Below are 20,725 nucleotides of genomic sequence, written 5' to 3'. Positions count from 1 at the left end.
CGAGTGATTTTTTCTTTCAAATTGATATAATATGGAGTTTATAATAAAAACTTTTTCAGAATTAAATACTACAGAGTTGTATAATATACTTCAATTACGATCGGAAGTTTTTGTGGTAGAACAAGACTGTGCATACCAAGATGTAGATTTTAAAGATCAAAAGGCATTACATGTTTTTGGTTTAAAAGATGATAAAATAATTGCATATACACGTATTTTTAAACCAGGATTTTATTTTAAAAATGCCAGTATTGGTAGGGTAGTAGTTGCTGCTAACGAACGTAAATACGGTTTTGGACACGATTTAATAAAAGCTTCTATTAAAGCTATTAAAACTCATTTTAACGTGGATGAAATTACAATTTCTGCTCAAAAATATTTAAAGAAATTCTATGAAACGCATCAATTTATTCAAGTAGGCGAGGAGTACTTAGAAGATGGTATTCCGCATATTAGAATGGATAGAGAATAATTAGTTTTTGTAGACATTCAGTTTAATGTTTTCACTGTTATGGGATTTCTCCTTTCGTGGAAAAGACAATTTGGATGGTTCGTTATCCGTTCTGTATTAACCTGTTGTTTGTCATTTCGAAATGAGTTTTTTTGCCTTTCGACCTCGCTCAAGATAAACTAATGAGAAATTTCATAAAGTAGCTCAGTTTTTCGCTAGCTTTTTTATGAAATTTTACCTTTGTAAAAGTGACAATTATTGTGGTCTTTTATTGATTAAAAATTGACTCTAAAGCTTAAATTAGGAGTAAAAGGCAAAGAATAATTGTTTACTCTATTTACATTATTTTTACTAGTTTCATCTACAATATAATAAGAATCTATAATGTTTTCCTTATCCGTTAAATTAGTAAAACCTAGACGAATAGTAGATTTTATAACATCAGAAAAATCAAAATTATAACTTCCAGAAAGATCTAATCTAAAGAAATTATCTAGCTTTTCTTGGTTAGGATTGTTATAATTTACAATAGTTCTGTTACCACTTTTTATGGTTTCATTACCGTCAATAGGTGTAGTATAAGGTTTACCAGAACGTAAAACTCCACCAAAAGAAATTTTAAAAAATTCAGTAAAATTATAGTTAAATGCTGCACTTAAAGAATGTGTAATATCTAAGCTATTAGAAAATGTTGTAGGATTAAAAATATCGAATGTATAATCATTTTTAGCGTACGTATAGCTAAGCCAAGTACTAATTTTTTCAGTTTGTTTGTTCACTAAAAACTCAACCCCTTTTACTTTATAATTTCCTATAGAATTTACGGCTTGCGTATTGTTATAAAAGCCTTGGTTATCAGCTGTAATTCCATCTGCTTTTTTATAAAAACCAGTAATATCTACATATAATTTGTTTTTAGAATATGCTGCTCCAAAAGAAGCCTGTTTACTTTTTATAATAGGTGTATTTTCATCATCAGAAAGAATCCATCTTCGTTTTTCTATTCCTAAAAAATTATCTTCAAAATCTATTTTTTGTGCTGTTGTTTGGTTTTTTAATTCGCCTTCTAATTTTACAGATAATTCTGTATTTAATTGCTGTCGGATGTTAATTCTAGGTTCTACAACAAATTTAGAAAACTGATCAAAGTAGTTTGCCCGAACTCCAAATCTTGCATAAGTATTTTTTTTATGATACTCAATTTCAGTATAAAAAGCACTTTTTAACAACACATTTTTGTCTGTTTTAGAAAATGTAGGTGCATTTACAGTTGTGGTATTTTTTATACCTATTTCATTTAATACCAATCCATTAGTAAAATGTAAAACATCAGAAATCTCATATTTAGAATTTAACTTTACTTCCGTTTCTAACACATTATTAAACTGCGTTTGATATTGATCTGAATCTTTATTATAATCTGTAGAATTTATTCTATAATCAGAAAAAAAGAAAGATAAGTTAGTAGAAAATTTAGCATCCCAGTTTGCATGCCAGTTGATGTTTGCCCCTAAATTCTCTTGTTTTAAAGTACTATTTTCTTCAATTGTAGTAGTATTGGTAGTGTACTTTTCTTGATAGTCTAAATTGTTTTTTATATGAATAAAATTGGCTCTAATAGTATGATTGTAGCTAACATCATATAAAACTTTAAAAGAATAATCGTAGAAATAAAATTTAGAATCGGCGTTATTTATAGTACTTGATGAAATAGAATTATCTTGAAAACTACGAGAGAAATAATTTTTATAAGTTGGAGTGTTAATAACATCTGTAAACGACCTTCTTGCAGAAATATGAGCTTCTAAATTCTTCTTTATAGGCACTTGTACAAAAGCATCTGCACTTAATAAATTAAAACCACCACCACCAGAAAGTTTATTTGTAATTTCATTAGATGTTTCCATCTTTATAGTTGAAGAAACCCCGTCTGAAAAAGCACTACTTGTTCCGTTTTTAGTAACAGATATTTTTTTTGTTAAATACGGATTATAAGCAGAAATAAGTCCAAAAAAATGACCTGAATGATACATTTTTATACCATCCCAAAGCATTAAATTTTGGTCATTTGTACCACCTCTTACGTTAATATTAGAAATACTTTCGTTTATACTTTCTATACCTGGTAGAATTTTAATTGTTTTTAAAATATCGGGTTCTATTAAACCTGGTAAAATGCCGAATTTTTCTGTGTCTAAAACTGTACTACCATCAGTATTTTTATGCAAACCAGCGGTTAAAAACTTAGGCATTATAATTTCTGATAATTCTTCTGTTTCTTCTTCTAAAAATACTTCTTTGCAGTTAGAAGAAAACAACTCTTTAGCAGTAATAATCTTTGTTTTAAAACTGATAAAAGAAATTGTTAAAGTAGCATTAGCAGGTACATTTTTTAACTTAAAATTACCGTTATTATTAGTGGTTGTTCCTAATTTATAACCATTTACTTTTACAGAAGTTAAAAATAAAGGTTCTAAAGAGTTAGCATCTAAAACGGTTCCGCAGACAGAAATGTATTTATTTAAAAATGAAACGGTTACATATCTATTGTCTAAAGTTTTAAATTGTAAAAAGGTTTCTTTATTTAAAAAAGAGAGTAGATTTTCTATTGAAATATCTTTTTTTGGTTGCTGTATAAAAATATTTTTTACATCATTATCAGAATAAGAAAATTTTATATCATAACTTTTTTCAAGCCCTAATAAAATTGATGTAAGTGGCTTTTTCTCTGAAGAATTTTGAGAAAATACAAGATTATTAGTCAGTATAAAACTGATAAAAAAAAGAAGATACTTATTTCTCATAATTAAAGATAGTAATTTTTTTACCATCAATTTTATAAGATAACTGTAACGGAATTGTAACAGATTTTAAAGCAATATCTATATCTGTATGTGTAAAACCACCAGAATATAAAATATCTAAATCTACATTTGTAGTTTCAATAGTATACCCAAACTGATTTTCTATTTCTTCTAAAATAAAACGTAATGCTGTACTTTTAAAATTAGATTCTTTTTGCAACCAAGATTTCTCTTTAATATCAAAAGTATTGTTAATATCTACCACGCCATTTACTACTTTAAAAATAGATCCTCTAGGTAATTTAATCAAGCTATCTTTATAAACAACGCTTACCAAACCTTCAAAGGTTTTTACTTCAAAATAATTTTCTCTTTCTTTTACATTAAATTGTGTTCCAAGTACTGTAACCCTACCAACTTCTGTATTAACAGTAAACTTTTCTCCTTTTTGTACTTTAAAAAATGCTTCTCCGTCTAAGGTTAAATTTCTATTTTCTTGCCAACTATCTTTAGCATAAGAAATTTCTGAATTTGCATTTAATACCACCTCAGAATTATCTGGTAAATTAAAGTTTTTTGTTTCTGCAAAGGCTGTTTTATAAATAGCATTATCAGTATTATTAGAGATAAAAAAATATGAAGTTGTTAGTAAGACAACCACTGCTGCTGCATATTTATAGAGTTTCTTATAATTAAAAGGAATAACTTTTCCTTTTTTAGAGGTATTTTCAGTTTTTAATTTAAAATCTGCCAAGGCTTTTTCTACATCAACTTTAGGAGCTTCTATTTGAGATGAATAATGTGCAATTTTTTCTAAAGTATTAAAATCTTTTGTTTCTTTTAAATGCGTTAGTTCTTCATCAGAAATTTCTCTGTTTAGCCATTTTAATATGTCTTTTTCTTTTTTCATTGTATTGTACTTCTATATATAAAACAACTAATCAGTAGTTTACCCTACCTTAAATTGATATTAAATTCCGTCTATTTTAGTTCTTAACTTTTTTAATGCTGATGACATTCGTTTTTCTACTGCTTTTTGAGATATTTCTAACGTTTCAGCAATTTCTCTGTATTTTTTTCCATCAATCCTATTCATCAAAAAAACTTCACGTTCTCCTTCTGTTAGACCTGCAATAGCATTTTTTAGTTTGTCTTTAAACTCTTCTTCTTCTAATAAATAATCTGGACTTTGGTTATTAACATCTAAATAAGGACTGCTTTTTGCATACTCAAAAACTACTTTTTGATGTTTTACTTTATTTAGAAAAAGATTGTTAATAACTGTAAATAAGTACGACTTGGCTTTTGTAAAATCTACTTTAGAACAATGTTCCCATATTTTTATAAAGGCTTCTTGTACTAAATCTAAAGAAGCATTTTTATCACCAGATTTATAATAAGCAAAATTACTTGCAGACTGAATATGAGAAGTATAAAACTCATTAAAATTGATTTCATCACAAAGAGATTTATCAGTCATATTAAGGGGATTAAATAAAAAATATAATTTTTTTTGAGGACAAAGGTAGGGTAAATAAATGTTTAGTTGTTTTACTTACAGGACAGCAATAATATAGCTATTCAAAAAATAAGTAAGATAAATAGTTACTGTTGTTTTACTTATAAATACAAAAAAAAAAAATATCAAAATTTATTATTATGAAATCATTAAAATTATTTACTGCAATTGCGTTGACTGCAATATTAGGTTTTACATCTTGTCAGTCTAACGAAAGTGAAGAAGTAGGTACAAACCCAAATACAAATTCCTCTACATCTCCAACAGCTTCAAATTATGAAAGAGCAGCTAAAAATAATGGTTCTGAAGATGACTTTTTAGACGGAAACGCATGTACTGAGTTGTTATTTCCATTAACAGCAACTGTAAACGGAAAACAAATTACGCTTATTAGTAAATTAGATTTCTCTACAGTTTTAAACATAATGGGAGAGTTTAATGACGATAGTGATGCTGTAACTTTTAATTTTCCTATTCGTGTAAAAACGAGTAATTATACAGAGGTAATTGTAAATAACCAAGCAGAATTAGATGCTTTAAAGGAAGAATGTGAGCAAGCAGAAGAAGTTGGAAAAGATGCTATTTCTTGTATTGATATTAATTTTCCGGTAACGATGTTAACTTATAGTATAAGTTTAGAACAAACAGGAACCGTAGTTCTAGAATCACAAGAACAATTGTATACGTTTATGACAGATTTACAATCTGATGAGTTATTTGCTGTAAATTATCCAATAAATGTAACCTTAAGTAACGGTACTTCAACAGAAATTAATAGTGATACAGAGTTTCAAAATGCGGTTTCTGAATGTGTACAATATGAAGAAGAAAAAGATGAAGCAAAAGAAACTGCAGTAGAAGTAGAGGCTATTTTAACAGGAACTAAATTTAAAGTAGAATCATTTGTTACAGCAGGTGTAGATACTGCAAATGAGTATGCAGATTGGTCTATAGAATTTACAAACGACTTAAAAGTTGTAGCCAAAGATGTAGTAAATGCAACGTTAAATGAAGTTGAAGGAACCTATACTGTAAGTTCTGAAATAGAAGCCTTTGTAACTATTGATTTTGCAAGTAATACAACAGTAAGTGCATTAGGTAATGATTGGGTTGTCACTAATTATAGCAGTGCATTAATTACTTTAAAAAGTAAAACTGATGCTTCTGTAACTTTAGCTTTTAAGAAAATTTAAAAGATTATTAAGTAATAAATATAGTTAGTTGATGATAACTTTGCAGCTATTGACCCTATACCCCTAAAGTAATAGCTGTAAAGTTTTAATAAAACCAGAATGAAAAATATTCTTTTAAAAGTAATTTTAGTTTGCAGTATTTTATTTTCTTGTTCTTCTAAAGAAGATGAAATAATAGATAATGAAACTGGTAACTTAATAAATGTAAGTACAAACAGACAAGTAACAGGTTCTTCTGCAAACGATTTACTTTCTGGAGGTATTTTAAAAAAAATGATTGTAGAAATTGCATATATAGAAGGTTTTAAACCCTCTGAAACAGCTATAAATAATTTTAAAAATTTTATTACAAGTAGAACTAATAAACCAGAAGGAGTAACCTTTATAACTCAAGAAATTTCTTTTACGGATAAAGAAGCATATACTTTAGAAGAAGTAGTAGCTCTAGAAAAAGAGCATAGAACTAAATACAGTTCAGATACAACCATTGCTCTTTGGGTATTATTTGTAAACGGAAAATCTTCTAAAGATACCAGTTCTAGTGCTATTTTAGGCGCTGCATATTGGAACACTTCTTTTGTTATTTATGAAGAAACGCTTCATGGTTTAAGCAATGGTGCTTTTGAACCTGAAAGGAGTTTATTAGAGTCCTCAGTAATTAATCATGAATTTGGTCATCTCTTAGGATTAACAAATTTAGGAAGTGAATTACAAAGTAATCATGAAGATACAGAACATCCAAAACACTGTATCGAAGAAGATTGTTTAATGTATTGGGCAGCAGAAACAAGCCAAGGAATAGGCAATATGCTTTCTGGAGGACAAGTACCAACATTAGACGCACAATGTTTAGAAGATTTAAAAGCCAATGGTGGCAAATAATTTTAAAAATAGAAAAATGAAAACAATATATATTACAATGGCATTAATGATTACAAGTGTATTATCATTAAATGCGCAAGACAGTAAAAACAAAGCAACAGCAGGTATTAAAGGAGGATATAATATGTCTTCTGTAAGTTTTGATGGTAGCTCGGAAACAGATAGATTACACGGGTATCATATAGGTATTTATGGAGAATCTTTTATAGGTAAATTTCTCTCTATTCAACCAGAAATTTTGTACTCTAAACAGGGTTATAAAATTATAGATGGATCTAGTACGTATACCCAAAAACTAGACTATATAAATGTGCCATTGATGTTAAAATTATACCCTGTAAAAAGTTTCTTTTTAGAAGCAGGACCACAAATAGGCTTTTCAATTTCACATAAAGAAACCTTTGAAAGTGGTTTTATTTTATATGATACCGAAAAAGAATTTGATCCTAATAATTTTGATTGGGGTGTGAATGTAGGTGCTGGTTTTAAAAGTGATTCAGGCGTTAGTTTAGGTGTTAGATACCATTTAGGTCAAAATGATATTTATGATGAAGACAAGCCTAAAAATAGAGTTTGGCAACTTTATGTAGGATTCGATTTTTAAACATAAAAAAGGGAGATAAATTAATTTTTATCTCCCTTTTTTGTCATTTTGTAAATTAAGTAACCAAAACCCACTACAAAGTGTAGAATAATTACGGCAGCTACTATATATAAAGTGGTGTTAGAATTGTTCATAACACAAAATTAGAAATATAAATATTGTTTTTTTCTGATAATTATCACATAAAACCTTCAACTTCCTTTACGCCACTAATTTCTAAATCTCCCAATTCTATTTCACCAATTCGTACTCGAATTAAACGTAAAGTAGGCAAACCAACTGCAGCCGTCATTTTACGCACTTGCCTAAATTTTCCTTCTCTTATAATTATAGAAACCCAACTTGTTGGTCCGTGTCTTTCATCTCTAATCTTCATGCTTCTCAGCGGAAATTTTGGATCATCAATAATAGAAGCTTTCCCTGGTTTTGTCATGTATTTTTTACCATTAAAACCAATTTCTACACCATTTTTTAATAGTTCTATTTCTTTCTCGGTGATTACACCATCAACTTGTACGTAATATTCTTTTTCGTATTTATTACTTCTAATTTCTGCGGATACTTTTCCGTCAGTTGTTAATAAAAGTAATCCTTCCGAGGGAACATCTAAACGACCAATTGCCATCGTTCCTGCTGGGAAATCATGTAAATCTCCTAATAATTTTTTCTTCCGCTTTGCGGGATTTACAAACTGAGAAATCATTCCCCAAGGTTTGTGAATTATAAAATGACGGTGTTTTTCTATCAATTTATTAGTTTTTTAAAGAAGATAAAAACTCCTTAAAAGAAGCCCAATACGTTTCATTACCTTCTGTAGTTTTCCAAAGCGCTCTAGAACCATGAATCCCTTTTACTTCTGGTATAAAATGCGTTAAATAACTAGCATCTACTTTATTTACTAATGTTTTAACGGCAACACTTTCGCTTAAAGAAGAAGTAACAAAAACAGGTTTTTTATACATACTTATACTTTTATTAATGTCTATTCCTTTAAAATATTCACCAGGACTAAATGCAGCAACAGCTTTTATTTTAGAATTATTTACACCCATTAAAAGTGCTAAAGAAGAAGAGTAAGAACTACCAACTAATATAATTTTTTGTCCGCCGTTTTGATTGTATATATAATCTACAGCAGCTTCAATGTCTTGTTTTGCATCTAAATAAGTATCGCCTAAACCTTTTGTACGAGCAGCCATTGCGGTTTCATTATCTATATTATTAACCGTTTTACCAGAACGTTGATCTATTGCCATTACAGCATATCCTAGTTTAGTTAATTCTATAGCAGAATCCTTATATTCTCCTCTACTATAACCTGCCTGATGACATAATAAAATAGTAATAGGTGTTTCTTTGTTTTTATAAATATCTGCCGTAATTGGTAAACTATCTTTAGAAGGAAAAGTGATTGTAGTTTTTAGAAAACTTTTGTCTATTTCTTTTACAATGCTTTTATTTTCTTTTTCTACGGTAGTTTTATTAGTAGGTTGTTTACAAGAAAAGACAAGTATAAGGCTAAGTATTAAAGTAAATTTCATGTTATTATGTATAGATTTTAATATTGTCGTTAAATTACTTTTATAGTTACAGAAAAACTATTTTCACTTTTAGAAATACTCATATTTTCTTCGGAAAATTTTTGGTCTGTGTACGACGTATATTGAGTAATTGGTTCTATGCAAAGCATGTTATCAACTTCTGTCCACAACATAAAATTATTGAATCCCTTTGTAGTAATTTCTAAATCGTTTCTATCAATATTTTTTAAAATGATTTTATCAGTATTTAAAACCGGAAAAGCATTTGCACCTGCTTTATAAACATCTGCTAAAGTAATTTCTGTACCATTAGAAATTAAAGTTTCATTACCAGTGTTAGATAGCATAAATGCCGGATGATATCCTAACATAAATGGCATTCCTTCATCAGAATTAATAATGAATTCTATTTTTAGAGTATTATTATCTAAAGTAAAATTCTTTTGAAAAGTAAAATCGAAAGGCCAAGAAAGTTTTTCTTCTGTAGATTTTTTAGGAAATTTACTATTGTTAATAAGTGTATTCTTTTTGTATTTTTTGATGAATTTAGCCGAGTTTTCATCTGAAGAGATTAAAGAATACTCTAATTCACGCAACAAACCATGTTGGTCTAGAATGGCATCACCATTTTTGGTATGAACTCTAAAATTATTTTTAGTAGTTGGACCAATTACTGGAAACATTTCATCATCAGAATTACGCCAACCGTTGTTTCCTTTTTGATGAATATATTCTTTATCATCTTTTTGAAAACTGATAATTTCTCCTTTTTCAATGTTAACTGTGCACTCTTTATTTTTTAAAAATACTTTAAAATTCATTGTTAGTAAGCTTTGTGTAAAAATAGAATAAATTTGACTGTTATTTTTTAGGAAACTAATTTAAGTTTTTTGTAACTTGTCGGACTTATTTAAAAATAAAACAAGCAAGATTAATGGCGACAGATAAAGAAAAAACAGCAAAGCTAAAAGCACTTCAACTTACTCTAGATAAGCTAGATAAGACTTATGGTAAAGGAGCTGTAATGAAATTAGGTGATGTAGTAACTGAAGATATAGATGCAATTTCATCTGGTTCTTTAGGGTTAGATTTGGCTTTAGGCGTTGGTGGTTATCCAAGAGGAAGAGTTATTGAAATCTACGGACCAGAATCTTCTGGTAAAACTACCTTAACATTACATGCAATTGCAGAGGCTCAAAAAGCAGGTGGAATTGCAGCGTTTATTGATGCAGAACACGCATTCGATAAATTTTACGCAGAAAATTTAGGAGTAGATATTGATAATTTAATTATTTCTCAACCAGATCATGGTGAGCAAGCTTTAGAAATTGCAGAAAACTTAATACGTTCTGGTGCAATTGATATTGTGGTTATTGATTCTGTTGCAGCATTAACTCCAAAATCTGAGATTGAAGGAGAAATGGGAGATTCTAAAATGGGTTTACATGCTCGTTTAATGTCTCAAGCATTACGTAAGTTAACAGGTACTATTTCTAAAACAAAATGTACTGTTATATTTATTAACCAATTACGTGAAAAAATTGGTGTAATGTTCGGTAATCCAGAAACTACAACGGGTGGTAACGCATTAAAATTTTATGCTTCTGTTCGTTTAGATATTAGAAGAAGAACACAAATTAAAGACGGAGACAAAGTTATTGGAAACAGTACTAAGGTTAAAGTTGTTAAAAATAAAGTAGCACCTCCTTTCCAAATTGCAGAATTTGATATTATGTATGGACAAGGAATTTCTAAAGTTGGTGAAATTTTAGATATTGGTGTAGAGTTAGGTATTGTTAAGAAAAGTGGTTCTTGGTTTAGTTACGGAGAAACAAAATTAGGGCAAGGTAGAGATGCTGTTAAAGGCTTAATTAAAGACAATCCTGAGTTGGCAGAAGAACTTGAAGGTAAAATAAAGATTGCTATTGAAAATCAAGAATAAATATTAAAAGTTCTAACTATTATTATTAAACTGCTATAGAAGTAATCAATCTATAGCAGTTTTCTTATTTTTAAAATGTTTTCTTTCTAATTTTATCTATTGTATTTAATAGAATAAGACTCTAAATGGTTTACTTAGAAAGCAACTTTACAATCCATAAGATTAGGTATAAACCCAATCCAACACCTGCGAATAAAAAGGCAACAACAAAGCCTATTCTAATATACTTTGCTTCTACATTTATTTTTGGACTTAACCAATCTGAAACACCTAAAATCATATTTTTATTTTTTGTTATGTTAATAAAGGCCATTAAACTTCTAATATTACTAAAAGAAGATTCCTATTTCATATAGAAAACCTAATCATAAAGATATAATAAAAAAGCATTATTTAATAACAACACTTCAAATTATGTTTTAAAATTGAAAAGGTATCTTAATCTTTATCCTATAAAAATATTTGTTTATCCTTATTAATTATTATTTAATACTTTTTATTTGTAAATTTGCATGAAGTCTATTTTTTAGAAATTTTATCTTTTAAAAAGAGAATATGAAATACAAATACGTAATTATACAAGACAATCAAGAAGCGCTTGATGATTTAAAATCCACTTTAGACAAACATTCTAATTATAAGCTTATAGATGTTGCATCGAATCTAGAAGATGGATTTGCTTTAATTTTAAAAACTAAACCCGATCTAATTTTTTTAGATGTAGAAATAAATGATAAAAATTCTTTTACGCTTATTCCTAGGTTAAAAGAATTTTTTATGGAGTTGCCAACCATTATTATGACAACCTCACATAATTATTATGCAAAAGAGGCGGTAAACAATCAAATATCTTATTTTTTAAGTAAACCAATTGAACCGGTAGAATTACAAAAGTCATTATTATTATTTGAGAAAGGATTTACAGAAGGACAATCGCATCTTGCTGTAAAAACAAGTTCTGATATTCATCTTTTATCTTACAAAGACATTTGTTTTTTACAAGCAGAAAGAAACTATACCAATGTTTTTAATATCACAGGAGAGAAGTTATCAACTTCAAAATCCTTAAAGCATTTTGAAGAAACTTTACCTAAAAAATTCATTAGAATTCATAAAAGTTTTATCATCAACAAAGATTGTATTGAAAAGTTAAATACTAGAAAAGGGCAACTTTTTTTACAACCACTTGATGCTCTTATAGATTTAGAAGAAAACTTTGTGCCCATAGGAAAAGAGTATGTTCAGAAGCTTAAAAACTCATTTACATTTTAAAGTAAAACAAAAAGTATAATTGATTTTTTGATGTTTGTCCTTGTTAAAAGGATATTCATGTTATTAATTTATAATTTTATCCTAAAATTTATTTATAAGAATATAAATTATAAAATAATATAAACTGTCTTTTTAAAAGTTAATTAGTTTAAGAAAAAACAAAATTCCCGCAACAGCGGGAATAAGTATTATTAAAAATATGTGTTTGGTATTTAAACACCTGTACTTCCAAAACCATCAGCACCACGTTCTGTTTCACTTAAAACAGTTACTTCTTGCCAATTTACACGTTCGTGTTTTGCAATGATTAATTGTGCGATTCTTTCACCATCATTAATTACAAAATCATCATTAGATAAGTTGACTAAAATTACGCCAATTTCTCCTCTATAATCTGCATCTACAGTTCCTGGAGAATTTAAAACGGTTATTCCGTTTTTTGCTGCCAAACCACTTCTTGGTCTTACTTGGGCTTCAAAACCAACTGGTAAAGCTATAAACAAGCCTGTTTTAACAATAGCTCTTTCTAATGGCTTTAATGTGATTACTTCTTCAATATTTGCTCTTAAATCCATTCCTGCAGCGCCTTCGGTTTCGTAATTAGGCGTTGCGTGTTTCGATTTGTTAATTATTTGTACGTTCATTGTTTTCTAAATTAAATAAAAATGTAATTACTTCTAAAAATTCTGCTTTCCAAAAAGACTCTGTATGTTCTCCGTTTGCTGCAATTTTCGTTTTTAAATTTTGTGTTGTAAAACCAAGCGATATTAATAATTCTGACATATTCTTGGTATCAGGCACCATAGAATCTCCTTCTTCATCACCAACTAATAGAAATAGTTTTGTTTTTTGCTGATTTCCATTTTCCTCGGCAAATGTAATTACTTTATTAGAGAACCAAAAGGAGGTAGAGAGAGCACCAATTTTACCAAAGGTTTCAGTATGTTTTAATCCGCCATAAAAAGATATTAAACCACCTAAAGAACTACCAATAATAGCGGTGTTTTCTGCTGCAGGTTTAGTTCTGTATTTTTTATCGATAAAAGGTTTTAGTTTATTTATCAGAAAATCTACATAAATGTCACCTTTTCCACCACCATATTTTTCGTTTTTCCAAGGTGTGTATTCTTCAATTCTTTTCTCACCACCATTTTCTATGCCAACAACAATAAAGCTTTTTCCTGTGTTTTTGTATAGAGTATTTAATGTTTCATCAATTCCCCATTCTCCAACAAAAGATGTGGCATTATCAAATAAATTCTGACCATCGTGCATATAAATTACATCATATTTTTCTGTTGATGTAGTATAATTTGGAGGTAAATACAACCAAATTTTATGCGCAATATCATTTAAACCATTAATAACAAATGTGGTTTCTAAAATGGAAACATTGGCTGCTTTTGTAGAAGTTCTTTCTGAATTTACTTTAGATTTATTTTCTTTTACATCTTCTTTTTTCACTTTACAAGAAATAGAAACAAGTATAAAAGCAAAAAAAAGGATAGATATTCTATTCATAATTTATCGTTTTAAAATTTGCTTTATTTCATCTTTTTCATTGTAATAAATCAAGCCAAAGAAAAGTAAAATAGTTACTATAGAAAACCAATACTGCCCTCTAAATAAAGTAAAAGAAATCCACTCGAAAATGATTGAGAATACTAAATAATAAGCTATTTTTTTTAATTTATAATTTACCGGATAATGTTTTTTACCAACAAAATAAGACAACACCATCATGGTACCAAAGGCTATTAAGGTTGCCCAAGCAGAAGCCATAAAACCAATTTTAGGAATCATTACTAAGTTAAAAACAATGGTAATGATAGCACCAACAATAGAAAAGTACATTCCGTATTTTGTCTTGTCCGTAAGTTTATACCAAATTGATAAATTGTTATAAATACCTAAAAATAAGTTTGCTAAAAGTATAATTGGTACTATAGAAAGCGCCGTAAAATATTCTGGTTTTCCTAATAGAATTTGCGCGAACAAATCAATAAAAATGACTACAATTAGCATAAAAAATGCTCCAAAAATGGTAAACCAAGTCAAAACTTTAGAGTAGGTTTCTTTGGCATTTTTTTTATCAGCATTATTAAAGAAAAATGGTTCTGCACCTAAACGGAATGCCATAATATACAAGGTCATAAAAACACCTAATTTGTAACAAGCAGCGTAAATTCCCATTTGTTTTTCACCTAAAATATCTCCTAAAAGTAGTTTGTCTAAATTTTCATTGGTTACAAAAGCTAAACTTCCAACCATTATTGGAAAACTATATTTTAACATCCTTTTGAAAAGAGAAATATCAAACTCGAATTTGAATTTAAAAACAGCAGGAAAAAGTAATAGAAAAGTAGATAAACTTGCCACAGTTCCTGCAACAAAAATGTGTATTACTTTTGGATAATTATTGTAATAGTTTACAATGGATTCAGGTAAATAAATTTCGTTTTTTAAGGCATAAGGAACAAACCACAAAAAGAAAACATTTAAAATTGTGAACACACCAATATTTATCAATTTTATTGCAGTAAATTTTAAAGGTTTGTTGGTAACACGTAAATATGCAAATGGTACAACTACTAAGGTATCTAGCGTAATTGTATATACTAATAATTTAAAGAATAAAGGGTTTTTAAATCCGAAGAAAATAGCTATTTCATTATTAAAAAATAGGGCTAAACAGCAGAAGATTAGTGTGGAAATTAGCAAACTAATAAAGGAGGTAGACACCACTTTTCCTTTCTCTTTTTCTTTAGAAAAAAAACGAAAAAAGGCAGTTTCCATACCAAAGGTTAGTAGTGCATTTAAATAGGCAGCGTACACATAATAATCTGTATTTACGGCATATTTCTCTGCATCTAAAGTAGAGGTATGTAGTTTTACCAAAAAGATGTTAATTGCCCGTGGTAAAACAGCGGCAATTCCGTATATTATAGTGTCTTTAAAAAAGCGTTTTAAGGAACTCAATAAGTTTGAATTAGAGTATACAAATATAATAATTCGTAAATGCAATCCTCAAAAGATAATAGTTTTATTACTTTTGATGTAAAAAACACGATTCATGAACACACAGAAAAAAATAGCGGTCTTTGGAGGGGGAAGTTGGGCGACTGCAATTGTAAAAATGTTGTCTGAAAATATTAGTACAATTGGTTGGTACATGCGTAATGAACAGGCAATTGAGCACATAAAAGAAAATGAACACAATCCTAATTATTTGCAATCTGCAGAATTAAACGCAGAACAATTAGATCTGTCTAGTGATATAAATTATACAGTAGAAAATTACGATGTTCTTATTTTTGCAATTCCATCTGCATTTTTAACAAGTGAATTAAAAAAATTAACGTCTTCATTAGATGGTAAAATCATTTTTTCTGCCATTAAAGGTATTGTGCCAGAAACAGGATTAATTATAGGCGAGCATTTTAATAGAGAATACAATGTTCCAATAGATAATATTGGTGTAATTACGGGGCCTTGTCATGCAGAAGAAGTGGCTATGGAGCGTTTATCTTATTTAACAATTGCTTGTAAAAATGAAGATAATGCAAAATTTATAGAGAAATCTGTGCAAAGTTGGTACATTAAAACGAAGATTTCAGACGATATTGTTGGTACAGAATATGCTGCTATGTTAAAAAATATTTATGCGGTTGCAGCAGGTATTGCACATGGTTTAGGGTATGGAGACAATTTTCAGGCGGTGCTAATGAGTAACGCAATTAGAGAAATGAAAAGCTTTATAAAAAAGGTGCATAAAATGAAACGTAACATTAACAACTCTGCTTATTTGGGCGATTTGTTAGTTACCGGATATTCTCTTTTTAGTAGAAATAGACAGTTTGGAAACATGGTTGGTAAAGGCTACACTGTAAAATCTGCGCAAATGGAAATGAGCATGATTGCAGAAGGATATTATGCTACCAAAAGTGCTTTTAAAATGAAAGAAGAAAATGGAGCAAATACACCTATTATAGATACCGTTTATAATATTCTATATGCAAATAAAAACCCTAAAAAAGAATTTCAAAAATTGACAGATAAATTAGATTAAATGTTTAATTTTGAACATTGAAGTTAATTATTAAACAATTACAATGAAAACAATACAAGAAGTTGTAGAAAGCACCATTAGAAAAACACCTTTTATAGAAGAGGCTTTAAATGAAAAGTTGATAAATGTTTCTTCTTTAGCAAGAATTATTTTACCCGAAGTTTCTACTGCTTTAAAGAAAGAAGTAAAGGTTGGTGCAGTTATGATGGCTATTAATAGACTTTCTCCTGCAAGTGAATTACGTATCAGAAAAAATATTAAGAAGTTAGCTTTAGATTTAGGTGATGTAATTGTACGATCTGATTTGTGTGATTTTACTTTTAAAAACACCACTTCATTATTAAAAGAAATTGCAAAAATTTTAATGAAATCATCAGAAAGTTCTGATTATTTCTTGACGGTTTCTCAAGGTATTTTTGAAACGAATATTGTTACTAGTAAAAATTTAGAACCTTTTGTAAATGAGATTTTTGAAAAAGAAGGACTTATTTCTAGCGTATTAGATTTGGCTTCTATTACTATCAAACTTCCAAAAGAAAACCAAGAACAATCTGGTATTTATTATTTTATTTTAAAACAATTGGCTTGGGCAGACATTCCGTTACAAGAAATTATTTCTACTACAAACGAAATGACTATAGTTGTAAAAGAAGAAGATATTAACCAAACTTTTGCAATTTTAATGGATATGAAATTGAGTTAAATAGAACTTAGTTACTTATTATAAATTAACAGATCATCCTACAAGGTTTCTAAAACCTTGTAGGATATTATAAAACAACCAACTATCTATTTTTATAATGGCAAAACAAGATCCTTATGCAGCATTAAGAATTAAGGAATTCAATATCTTTTTATTTGTTAGATTCTTACTGGTTTTTGGTTGGTCTATGCAGTTTATTGTTATAGAATGGCAAGTATATTCCATTACAAAAGATCCTTTATCTTTGGGTATTATTGGTTTAATGGAAATTATTCCGGCATTTACAATGGCTTTGTTTGCTGGCCATATTGTAGATCAAAATGAAAAAAGAAACTTATTTGCTATCTGTATAGCGGCTTTTTCGCTGATTAGTTTAGGCTTATTCTTATTAACATCAGATACTGTTGTTGGGCATTGGTCTACAAATAAAATTCTATATTCAATTTACGCTTTGGTTTTCTTTGGTGGATTTTTACGTTCGTTTTTTGGACCTACAATTTTCTCTTTAGTGGCATTATTAGTTCCTAAAAAGATATATCATAATGCGGCAACATGGAGTACAAGTACCTGGAAAACGGCTTCGGTTTCTGGAGCCTTATTTGGTGGTTTTTTTATAAGCTGGATTGGTGTTGATAAAACACTTTGTTTGGTATTTATCTTGGTCATTCTATCCTTAATTTTTACTTTTTTAATAGAAAAGAAACCCATTTTAAATAAAAAAATTGGGGAACCTATGAAAGAAAGTTTAAAAGCTGGTGTAAGGTTCGTGTTTCATAATAAAGCTATTTTAGGTGTTTTAACATTAGATATGATTGCAGTTTTATTTGGTGGAACCGTAGCTATTTTATCTGTTTTTGCACAAGATGTTTTAAAAGTTGGGCCAGAAGGTTTCGGTATTTTAAATGCTTCTATTTCTATGGGAAGTATTGTTACCATGTTTTTAACAACGTACATTCCTATCAACAGAAAAACAGGTAAAAAAATGTTGGTTTCTGTCTTTATTTTCGGATTAAGTATTATCGCTTTTGGGTTATCTTCTATTTTCTGGGTAAGTGTTTTAGCATTGTTTATAAGTGGTGCTGCAGACGGAATTTCGATGGTAATTCGTCAGACAATTTTACAATTAAAAACACCCGATGATATGCGAGGTAGAGTTTCTTCTGTAAACTCTATGTTTGTTGGTTCTTCTAACGAGTTAGGTGCTTTTGAAAGTGGTTTAGCTGCAAAGTTTTTAGGAGCTTCTATGGCGGTTGTTTTTGGAGGAACGATGACATTGCTTACTGTTGTAGGTATTGGTGCTTTAAACCCTACTTTAAGAGAATTAGATTTAACAGAAGAGATAGAAGCAAACCAAAAAGAAGATTAATTTTTACTGAGTTTTAAAAGTAAAAAAAACCGCTTATTATTTTAATAAGCGGTTTGTAAATTTATTTAACTTCTGTGATGGTTAGTATGGTTTTTACAGTTGTTAGTTCTCCTGTTGCTTCACCATTTTCATCAAATTCATCAATTTGTTTTGTAGAATACGTAATCATAAATTTCTTACCAATCATTTCCTCTTCATATAAAGAAAGATCTATGTTTTCATCTAAGTCGTAGAATAAAATAGTAGCATCTTTATCGTCTACAAATTTAAAATACTCAGTTTCTGTTACTCCTTTAAAAGTAGCAACAATTTTGTTTTCTTTTTCTTGTGCAGAAATTGTGTTTACAGCAAAAGTAAGGGTAATAAACAGCACGAATGCTGATGCATATAATGTTTTCATGATTTTTAATTTTAAAGTTATTTTTTAATAAATATAGTAGCAATTCTTTTTTTAAAAAAGAATTGGCTATTGTTTTGAAGTACTCGAAACTATATTTTCATAAGCCTTAAAATTACTGATGATGTATATCAAATATACATTTTTTTTGAATTGAAAAATAAAATAAATATTATTTTAAATATTTTATAAAAAGTTATGTTGATAATAAATTTATCATAAATTGTATTGATAATTAATAAGTTATATAGTATTTTATTTATTAAAAAATCCTTCAAATTTTAAAACTTGAAGGATTTTTTAATGAGTACCTACATTTTTTATTCAAAAGTAGTCGCCAATTGTATTTTTTCTTCTAATTCTAATTGATGTTTTTTAGTTGTTTTTTCATCCCAAGAAAAATGAGTTTTAAACAAATCTAAAACATAGTCTTTGTATAAATTTACACTGTGTGCGTCAAAAAACAAACGCCCCGTTCTACGCATAAAAAAATCTGTTGGAGTGCAAGTCATTTCGTAGTTTATAGTAAACCAAACTTCTGCAATGATCATTTTTTCTTGCATATTATCGTGCATTAAATCATCAAATTTTTGCAAAATAATATCTGTCTGCTTTCCGTAATTATGTACTAAATATTCAGCATCTTTTCTATCGAAATCTACTTCTGCAATTCTATTCTGAATAGCATCAGTATAACTTTGTACCTCTTGGTAATTACTAAAAGTACCACCAGAAAGTGCTATATCTTTGGTTTTTATTTCTTCAAATTTTGTATCGAATCTGCGTTCATATTTTTTGGCAACCAAATCTACTATTCGTTCTGCCATTTTACGATAACCGGTTAATTTTCCACCAGCAATAGAAATCAGTTCGGTATCAGAAACAAAAATTTCATCTTTTCTAGACAATTCTGAAGCAGATTTTCCTTCTTCATGAATTAAAGGTCTTAATCCTGCCCAAGAAGATTGAATGTCATCCAACGTAAGTTGAATATTTGGAAACATATTGTTCACAGCAGAAATAAGGTAAGTAGCATCTACCAAATTGGTTTCTACATTATTTTTATCTAGTTGATAATTGGTGTCTGTAGTTCCAAAATACGTAACTTTTCCACGCGGAATAGCAAACATCATACGCCCGTCTGGAATATCAAAATAAACAGATTGTTTTACAGGTAATTTATCATGTGCAACTACTAAATGAACTCCTTTGGTTAAATGCAATCTTTTACCAGTTTTAGAGTGGTTAATTTGTCTTAATTCATCTACCCAAGGTCCGCAAGCATTTACTACATATTTAGCTTTAATTTCATATTCTTCATCAGAAAAAGTGTCTTTTACCTTTGCTCCAACAACTCTATTATTTTCATAAATAAATGCTTTAGCTGCGGTATAATTTATAATTTTTGCATTGTAATTTAAAGCTGTTTTTAAAACTTCAATAGTTAAACGAGCATCATCTGTTCTGTATTCTGCATAATAGCCAGCACCATTTAAAATACTTTCTGGAAGCATTGGTTCTTTTTCTAAGGCCTCTTCTTTGTCTAACATTTTTCGTTTGTCTTCTCCTTCTACAGATGCTAAAATATCGTAAACTTTTAGTCCGATAGATGTTAGCCAAGAACCATACGTTCCACCATCAATTAAAGGTAAAATCATTTTTTCTGGAACCACTAAATGTGGCGCTAAATCATGCACAATAGCACGCTCTGTACCCACTTCTTTAACCAACCAAAAATCGAATTGTTTTAGATAGCGTAAACCTCCGTGAATTAGTTTTGTAGATTTACTAGAAGTACCAGAAGCAAAGTCATTTTTTTCTATCAAAGCAACTTTCATTCCTCTAGATGCTGCATCTAAAGCGATTCCTGCGCCTGTAATTCCACCACCAATAATTAGTACATCAAATTCGGTAGATTGTAAATCTTTGGTAATAGTTTCTCTATTTAAATAAGAAAAGTGATTCATGTTAAAAGTTAAATT

Annotated in this window: 21 protein-coding genes; 9 read left to right on the top strand and 12 right to left on the bottom strand. The window is 28.9% G+C overall.

Annotated features, from left to right (window positions below; all coding sequences use genetic code 11):
- Window positions 1–31: 31 nt before the first annotated feature.
- The gene (locus tag GQS57_RS04445; protein WP_165731385.1) at window positions 32–472 is read left to right on the top strand and encodes a GNAT family N-acetyltransferase; all 441 of its coding nucleotides are present in this window, start codon (window positions 32–34) and stop codon (window positions 470–472) included.
- 254 nt (window positions 473–726) lie between these two features.
- On the opposite strand, the gene GQS57_RS04440 is transcribed toward GQS57_RS04445, so the two are convergent.
- From GQS57_RS04440 to GQS57_RS04430, 3 genes are read right to left on the bottom strand one after another with little or no spacing between them, the layout of a single operon-like run.
- Window positions 727–3,255 (bottom strand): carboxypeptidase-like regulatory domain-containing protein, encoded by a 2,529-nt coding sequence (locus tag GQS57_RS04440; RefSeq protein ID WP_240915430.1) that lies wholly within the window; start codon window positions 3,253–3,255, stop codon window positions 727–729.
- The gene (locus GQS57_RS04435; protein WP_165731383.1) at window positions 3,245–4,165 is read right to left on the bottom strand and encodes a FecR family protein; all 921 of its coding nucleotides are present in this window, start codon (window positions 4,163–4,165) and stop codon (window positions 3,245–3,247) included. Before GQS57_RS04435 ends, GQS57_RS04440 begins: the two co-directional genes overlap by 11 nt.
- Window positions 4,166–4,225: 60 nt before the next feature.
- Window positions 4,226–4,735 carry an RNA polymerase sigma factor gene (locus GQS57_RS04430; RefSeq protein WP_165731382.1) on the bottom strand — a complete coding sequence of 170 codons (510 nt, stop codon included), beginning with the start codon at window positions 4,733–4,735 and terminating at the stop codon, window positions 4,226–4,228.
- Window positions 4,736–4,914: 179 nt separating this feature from the next.
- Between GQS57_RS04430 and GQS57_RS04425 the strand changes: the two genes are divergently transcribed.
- The 3 genes from GQS57_RS04425 (at window position 4,915) to GQS57_RS04415 (ending at window position 7,453) form a co-directional block, all read left to right on the top strand.
- Window positions 4,915–5,967, top strand: coding sequence for a hypothetical protein (locus tag GQS57_RS04425; protein WP_165731381.1), 1,053 nt, complete (start codon window positions 4,915–4,917; stop codon window positions 5,965–5,967).
- Between the two features lie 99 nt (window positions 5,968–6,066).
- Entirely contained in the window at window positions 6,067–6,849 is a 783-nt protein-coding gene (locus GQS57_RS04420) for a membrane metalloprotease (RefSeq protein WP_165731380.1), read from the top strand.
- A 16-nt stretch (window positions 6,850–6,865) separates the two neighbouring features.
- Entirely contained in the window at window positions 6,866–7,453 is a 588-nt protein-coding gene (locus tag GQS57_RS04415; protein WP_205860209.1) for a porin family protein, read from the top strand.
- A 178-nt stretch (window positions 7,454–7,631) separates the two neighbouring features.
- On the opposite strand, the gene GQS57_RS04410 is transcribed toward GQS57_RS04415, so the two are convergent.
- The 3 genes from GQS57_RS04410 to GQS57_RS04400 are packed head-to-tail and all read right to left on the bottom strand — an operon-like array spanning window position 7,632 to window position 9,815.
- Window positions 7,632–8,198 (bottom strand): pseudouridine synthase, encoded by a 567-nt coding sequence (locus GQS57_RS04410; protein WP_302849292.1) that lies wholly within the window; start codon window positions 8,196–8,198, stop codon window positions 7,632–7,634.
- A gap of 7 nt (window positions 8,199–8,205) precedes the next feature.
- The gene (locus GQS57_RS04405; RefSeq protein WP_165731378.1) at window positions 8,206–8,994 is read right to left on the bottom strand and encodes an alpha/beta hydrolase; all 789 of its coding nucleotides are present in this window, start codon (window positions 8,992–8,994) and stop codon (window positions 8,206–8,208) included.
- 29 nt (window positions 8,995–9,023) lie between these two features.
- Window positions 9,024–9,815 carry an aldose 1-epimerase gene (locus GQS57_RS04400; RefSeq protein ID WP_165731377.1) on the bottom strand — a complete coding sequence of 264 codons (792 nt, stop codon included), beginning with the start codon at window positions 9,813–9,815 and terminating at the stop codon, window positions 9,024–9,026.
- A 113-nt stretch (window positions 9,816–9,928) separates the two neighbouring features.
- Here GQS57_RS04400 and recA point away from each other — a divergent pair, with 113 nt between their 5' ends.
- Window positions 9,929–10,936, top strand: a complete 1,008-nt coding sequence (gene recA / locus GQS57_RS04395) for a recombinase RecA (RefSeq protein WP_068447884.1) — start codon at window positions 9,929–9,931, stop codon at window positions 10,934–10,936.
- Window positions 10,937–11,066: 130 nt separating this feature from the next.
- On the opposite strand, the gene GQS57_RS04390 is transcribed toward recA, so the two are convergent.
- Window positions 11,067–11,216 (bottom strand): PspC domain-containing protein, encoded by a 150-nt coding sequence (locus tag GQS57_RS04390; RefSeq protein ID WP_165731376.1) that lies wholly within the window; start codon window positions 11,214–11,216, stop codon window positions 11,067–11,069.
- A gap of 275 nt (window positions 11,217–11,491) precedes the next feature.
- Between GQS57_RS04390 and GQS57_RS04385 the strand changes: the two genes are divergently transcribed.
- Window positions 11,492–12,208 (top strand): LytTR family DNA-binding domain-containing protein, encoded by a 717-nt coding sequence (locus GQS57_RS04385; RefSeq protein WP_165731375.1) that lies wholly within the window; start codon window positions 11,492–11,494, stop codon window positions 12,206–12,208.
- Between the two features lie 212 nt (window positions 12,209–12,420).
- Here GQS57_RS04385 and dut read toward each other — a convergent pair whose 3' ends face one another.
- The 3 genes from dut to GQS57_RS04370 are packed head-to-tail and all read right to left on the bottom strand — an operon-like array spanning window position 12,421 to window position 15,187.
- On the bottom strand, window positions 12,421–12,852 hold the full coding sequence (gene dut / locus GQS57_RS04380) for a dUTP diphosphatase (protein ID WP_165731374.1): 432 nt from the start codon (window positions 12,850–12,852) through the stop codon (window positions 12,421–12,423).
- On the bottom strand, window positions 12,833–13,729 hold the full coding sequence (locus GQS57_RS04375; protein WP_165731373.1) for an alpha/beta hydrolase: 897 nt from the start codon (window positions 13,727–13,729) through the stop codon (window positions 12,833–12,835). The genes dut and GQS57_RS04375 overlap by 20 nt, the downstream gene beginning before the upstream one ends.
- A gap of 3 nt (window positions 13,730–13,732) precedes the next feature.
- On the bottom strand, window positions 13,733–15,187 hold the full coding sequence (locus tag GQS57_RS04370; RefSeq protein ID WP_165731372.1) for an oligosaccharide flippase family protein: 1,455 nt from the start codon (window positions 15,185–15,187) through the stop codon (window positions 13,733–13,735).
- 94 nt (window positions 15,188–15,281) lie between these two features.
- Here GQS57_RS04370 and GQS57_RS04365 point away from each other — a divergent pair, with 94 nt between their 5' ends.
- From GQS57_RS04365 to GQS57_RS04355, 3 genes are all read left to right on the top strand, one after another.
- Window positions 15,282–16,277: an NAD(P)H-dependent glycerol-3-phosphate dehydrogenase gene (locus GQS57_RS04365; RefSeq protein WP_165731371.1), complete on the top strand. Its 996-nt coding sequence runs from the start codon at window positions 15,282–15,284 to the stop codon at window positions 16,275–16,277.
- Between the two features lie 43 nt (window positions 16,278–16,320).
- The gene (locus GQS57_RS04360) at window positions 16,321–16,980 is read left to right on the top strand and encodes a hypothetical protein (protein WP_165731370.1); all 660 of its coding nucleotides are present in this window, start codon (window positions 16,321–16,323) and stop codon (window positions 16,978–16,980) included.
- A 97-nt stretch (window positions 16,981–17,077) separates the two neighbouring features.
- Window positions 17,078–18,346 carry an MFS transporter gene (locus GQS57_RS04355; RefSeq protein WP_165731369.1) on the top strand — a complete coding sequence of 423 codons (1,269 nt, stop codon included), beginning with the start codon at window positions 17,078–17,080 and terminating at the stop codon, window positions 18,344–18,346.
- Between the two features lie 61 nt (window positions 18,347–18,407).
- Here GQS57_RS04355 and GQS57_RS04350 read toward each other — a convergent pair whose 3' ends face one another.
- Window positions 18,408–18,746: a hypothetical protein gene (locus GQS57_RS04350; protein ID WP_165731368.1), complete on the bottom strand. Its 339-nt coding sequence runs from the start codon at window positions 18,744–18,746 to the stop codon at window positions 18,408–18,410.
- Between the two features lie 317 nt (window positions 18,747–19,063).
- Window positions 19,064–20,710, bottom strand: a complete 1,647-nt coding sequence (locus tag GQS57_RS04345; protein ID WP_165731367.1) for a glycerol-3-phosphate dehydrogenase/oxidase — start codon at window positions 20,708–20,710, stop codon at window positions 19,064–19,066.
- Window positions 20,711–20,725: the final 15 nt, after the last annotated feature.

The sequence above is a fragment of the Polaribacter sp. 20A6 genome (genome assembly GCF_011378915.1).
GTDB classification, from domain to species: domain Bacteria; phylum Bacteroidota; class Bacteroidia; order Flavobacteriales; family Flavobacteriaceae; genus Polaribacter; species Polaribacter sejongensis.
Note: the sequence above shows the minus strand (reverse complement) of the source record. Positions and strands in the feature narration are given on the sequence as shown.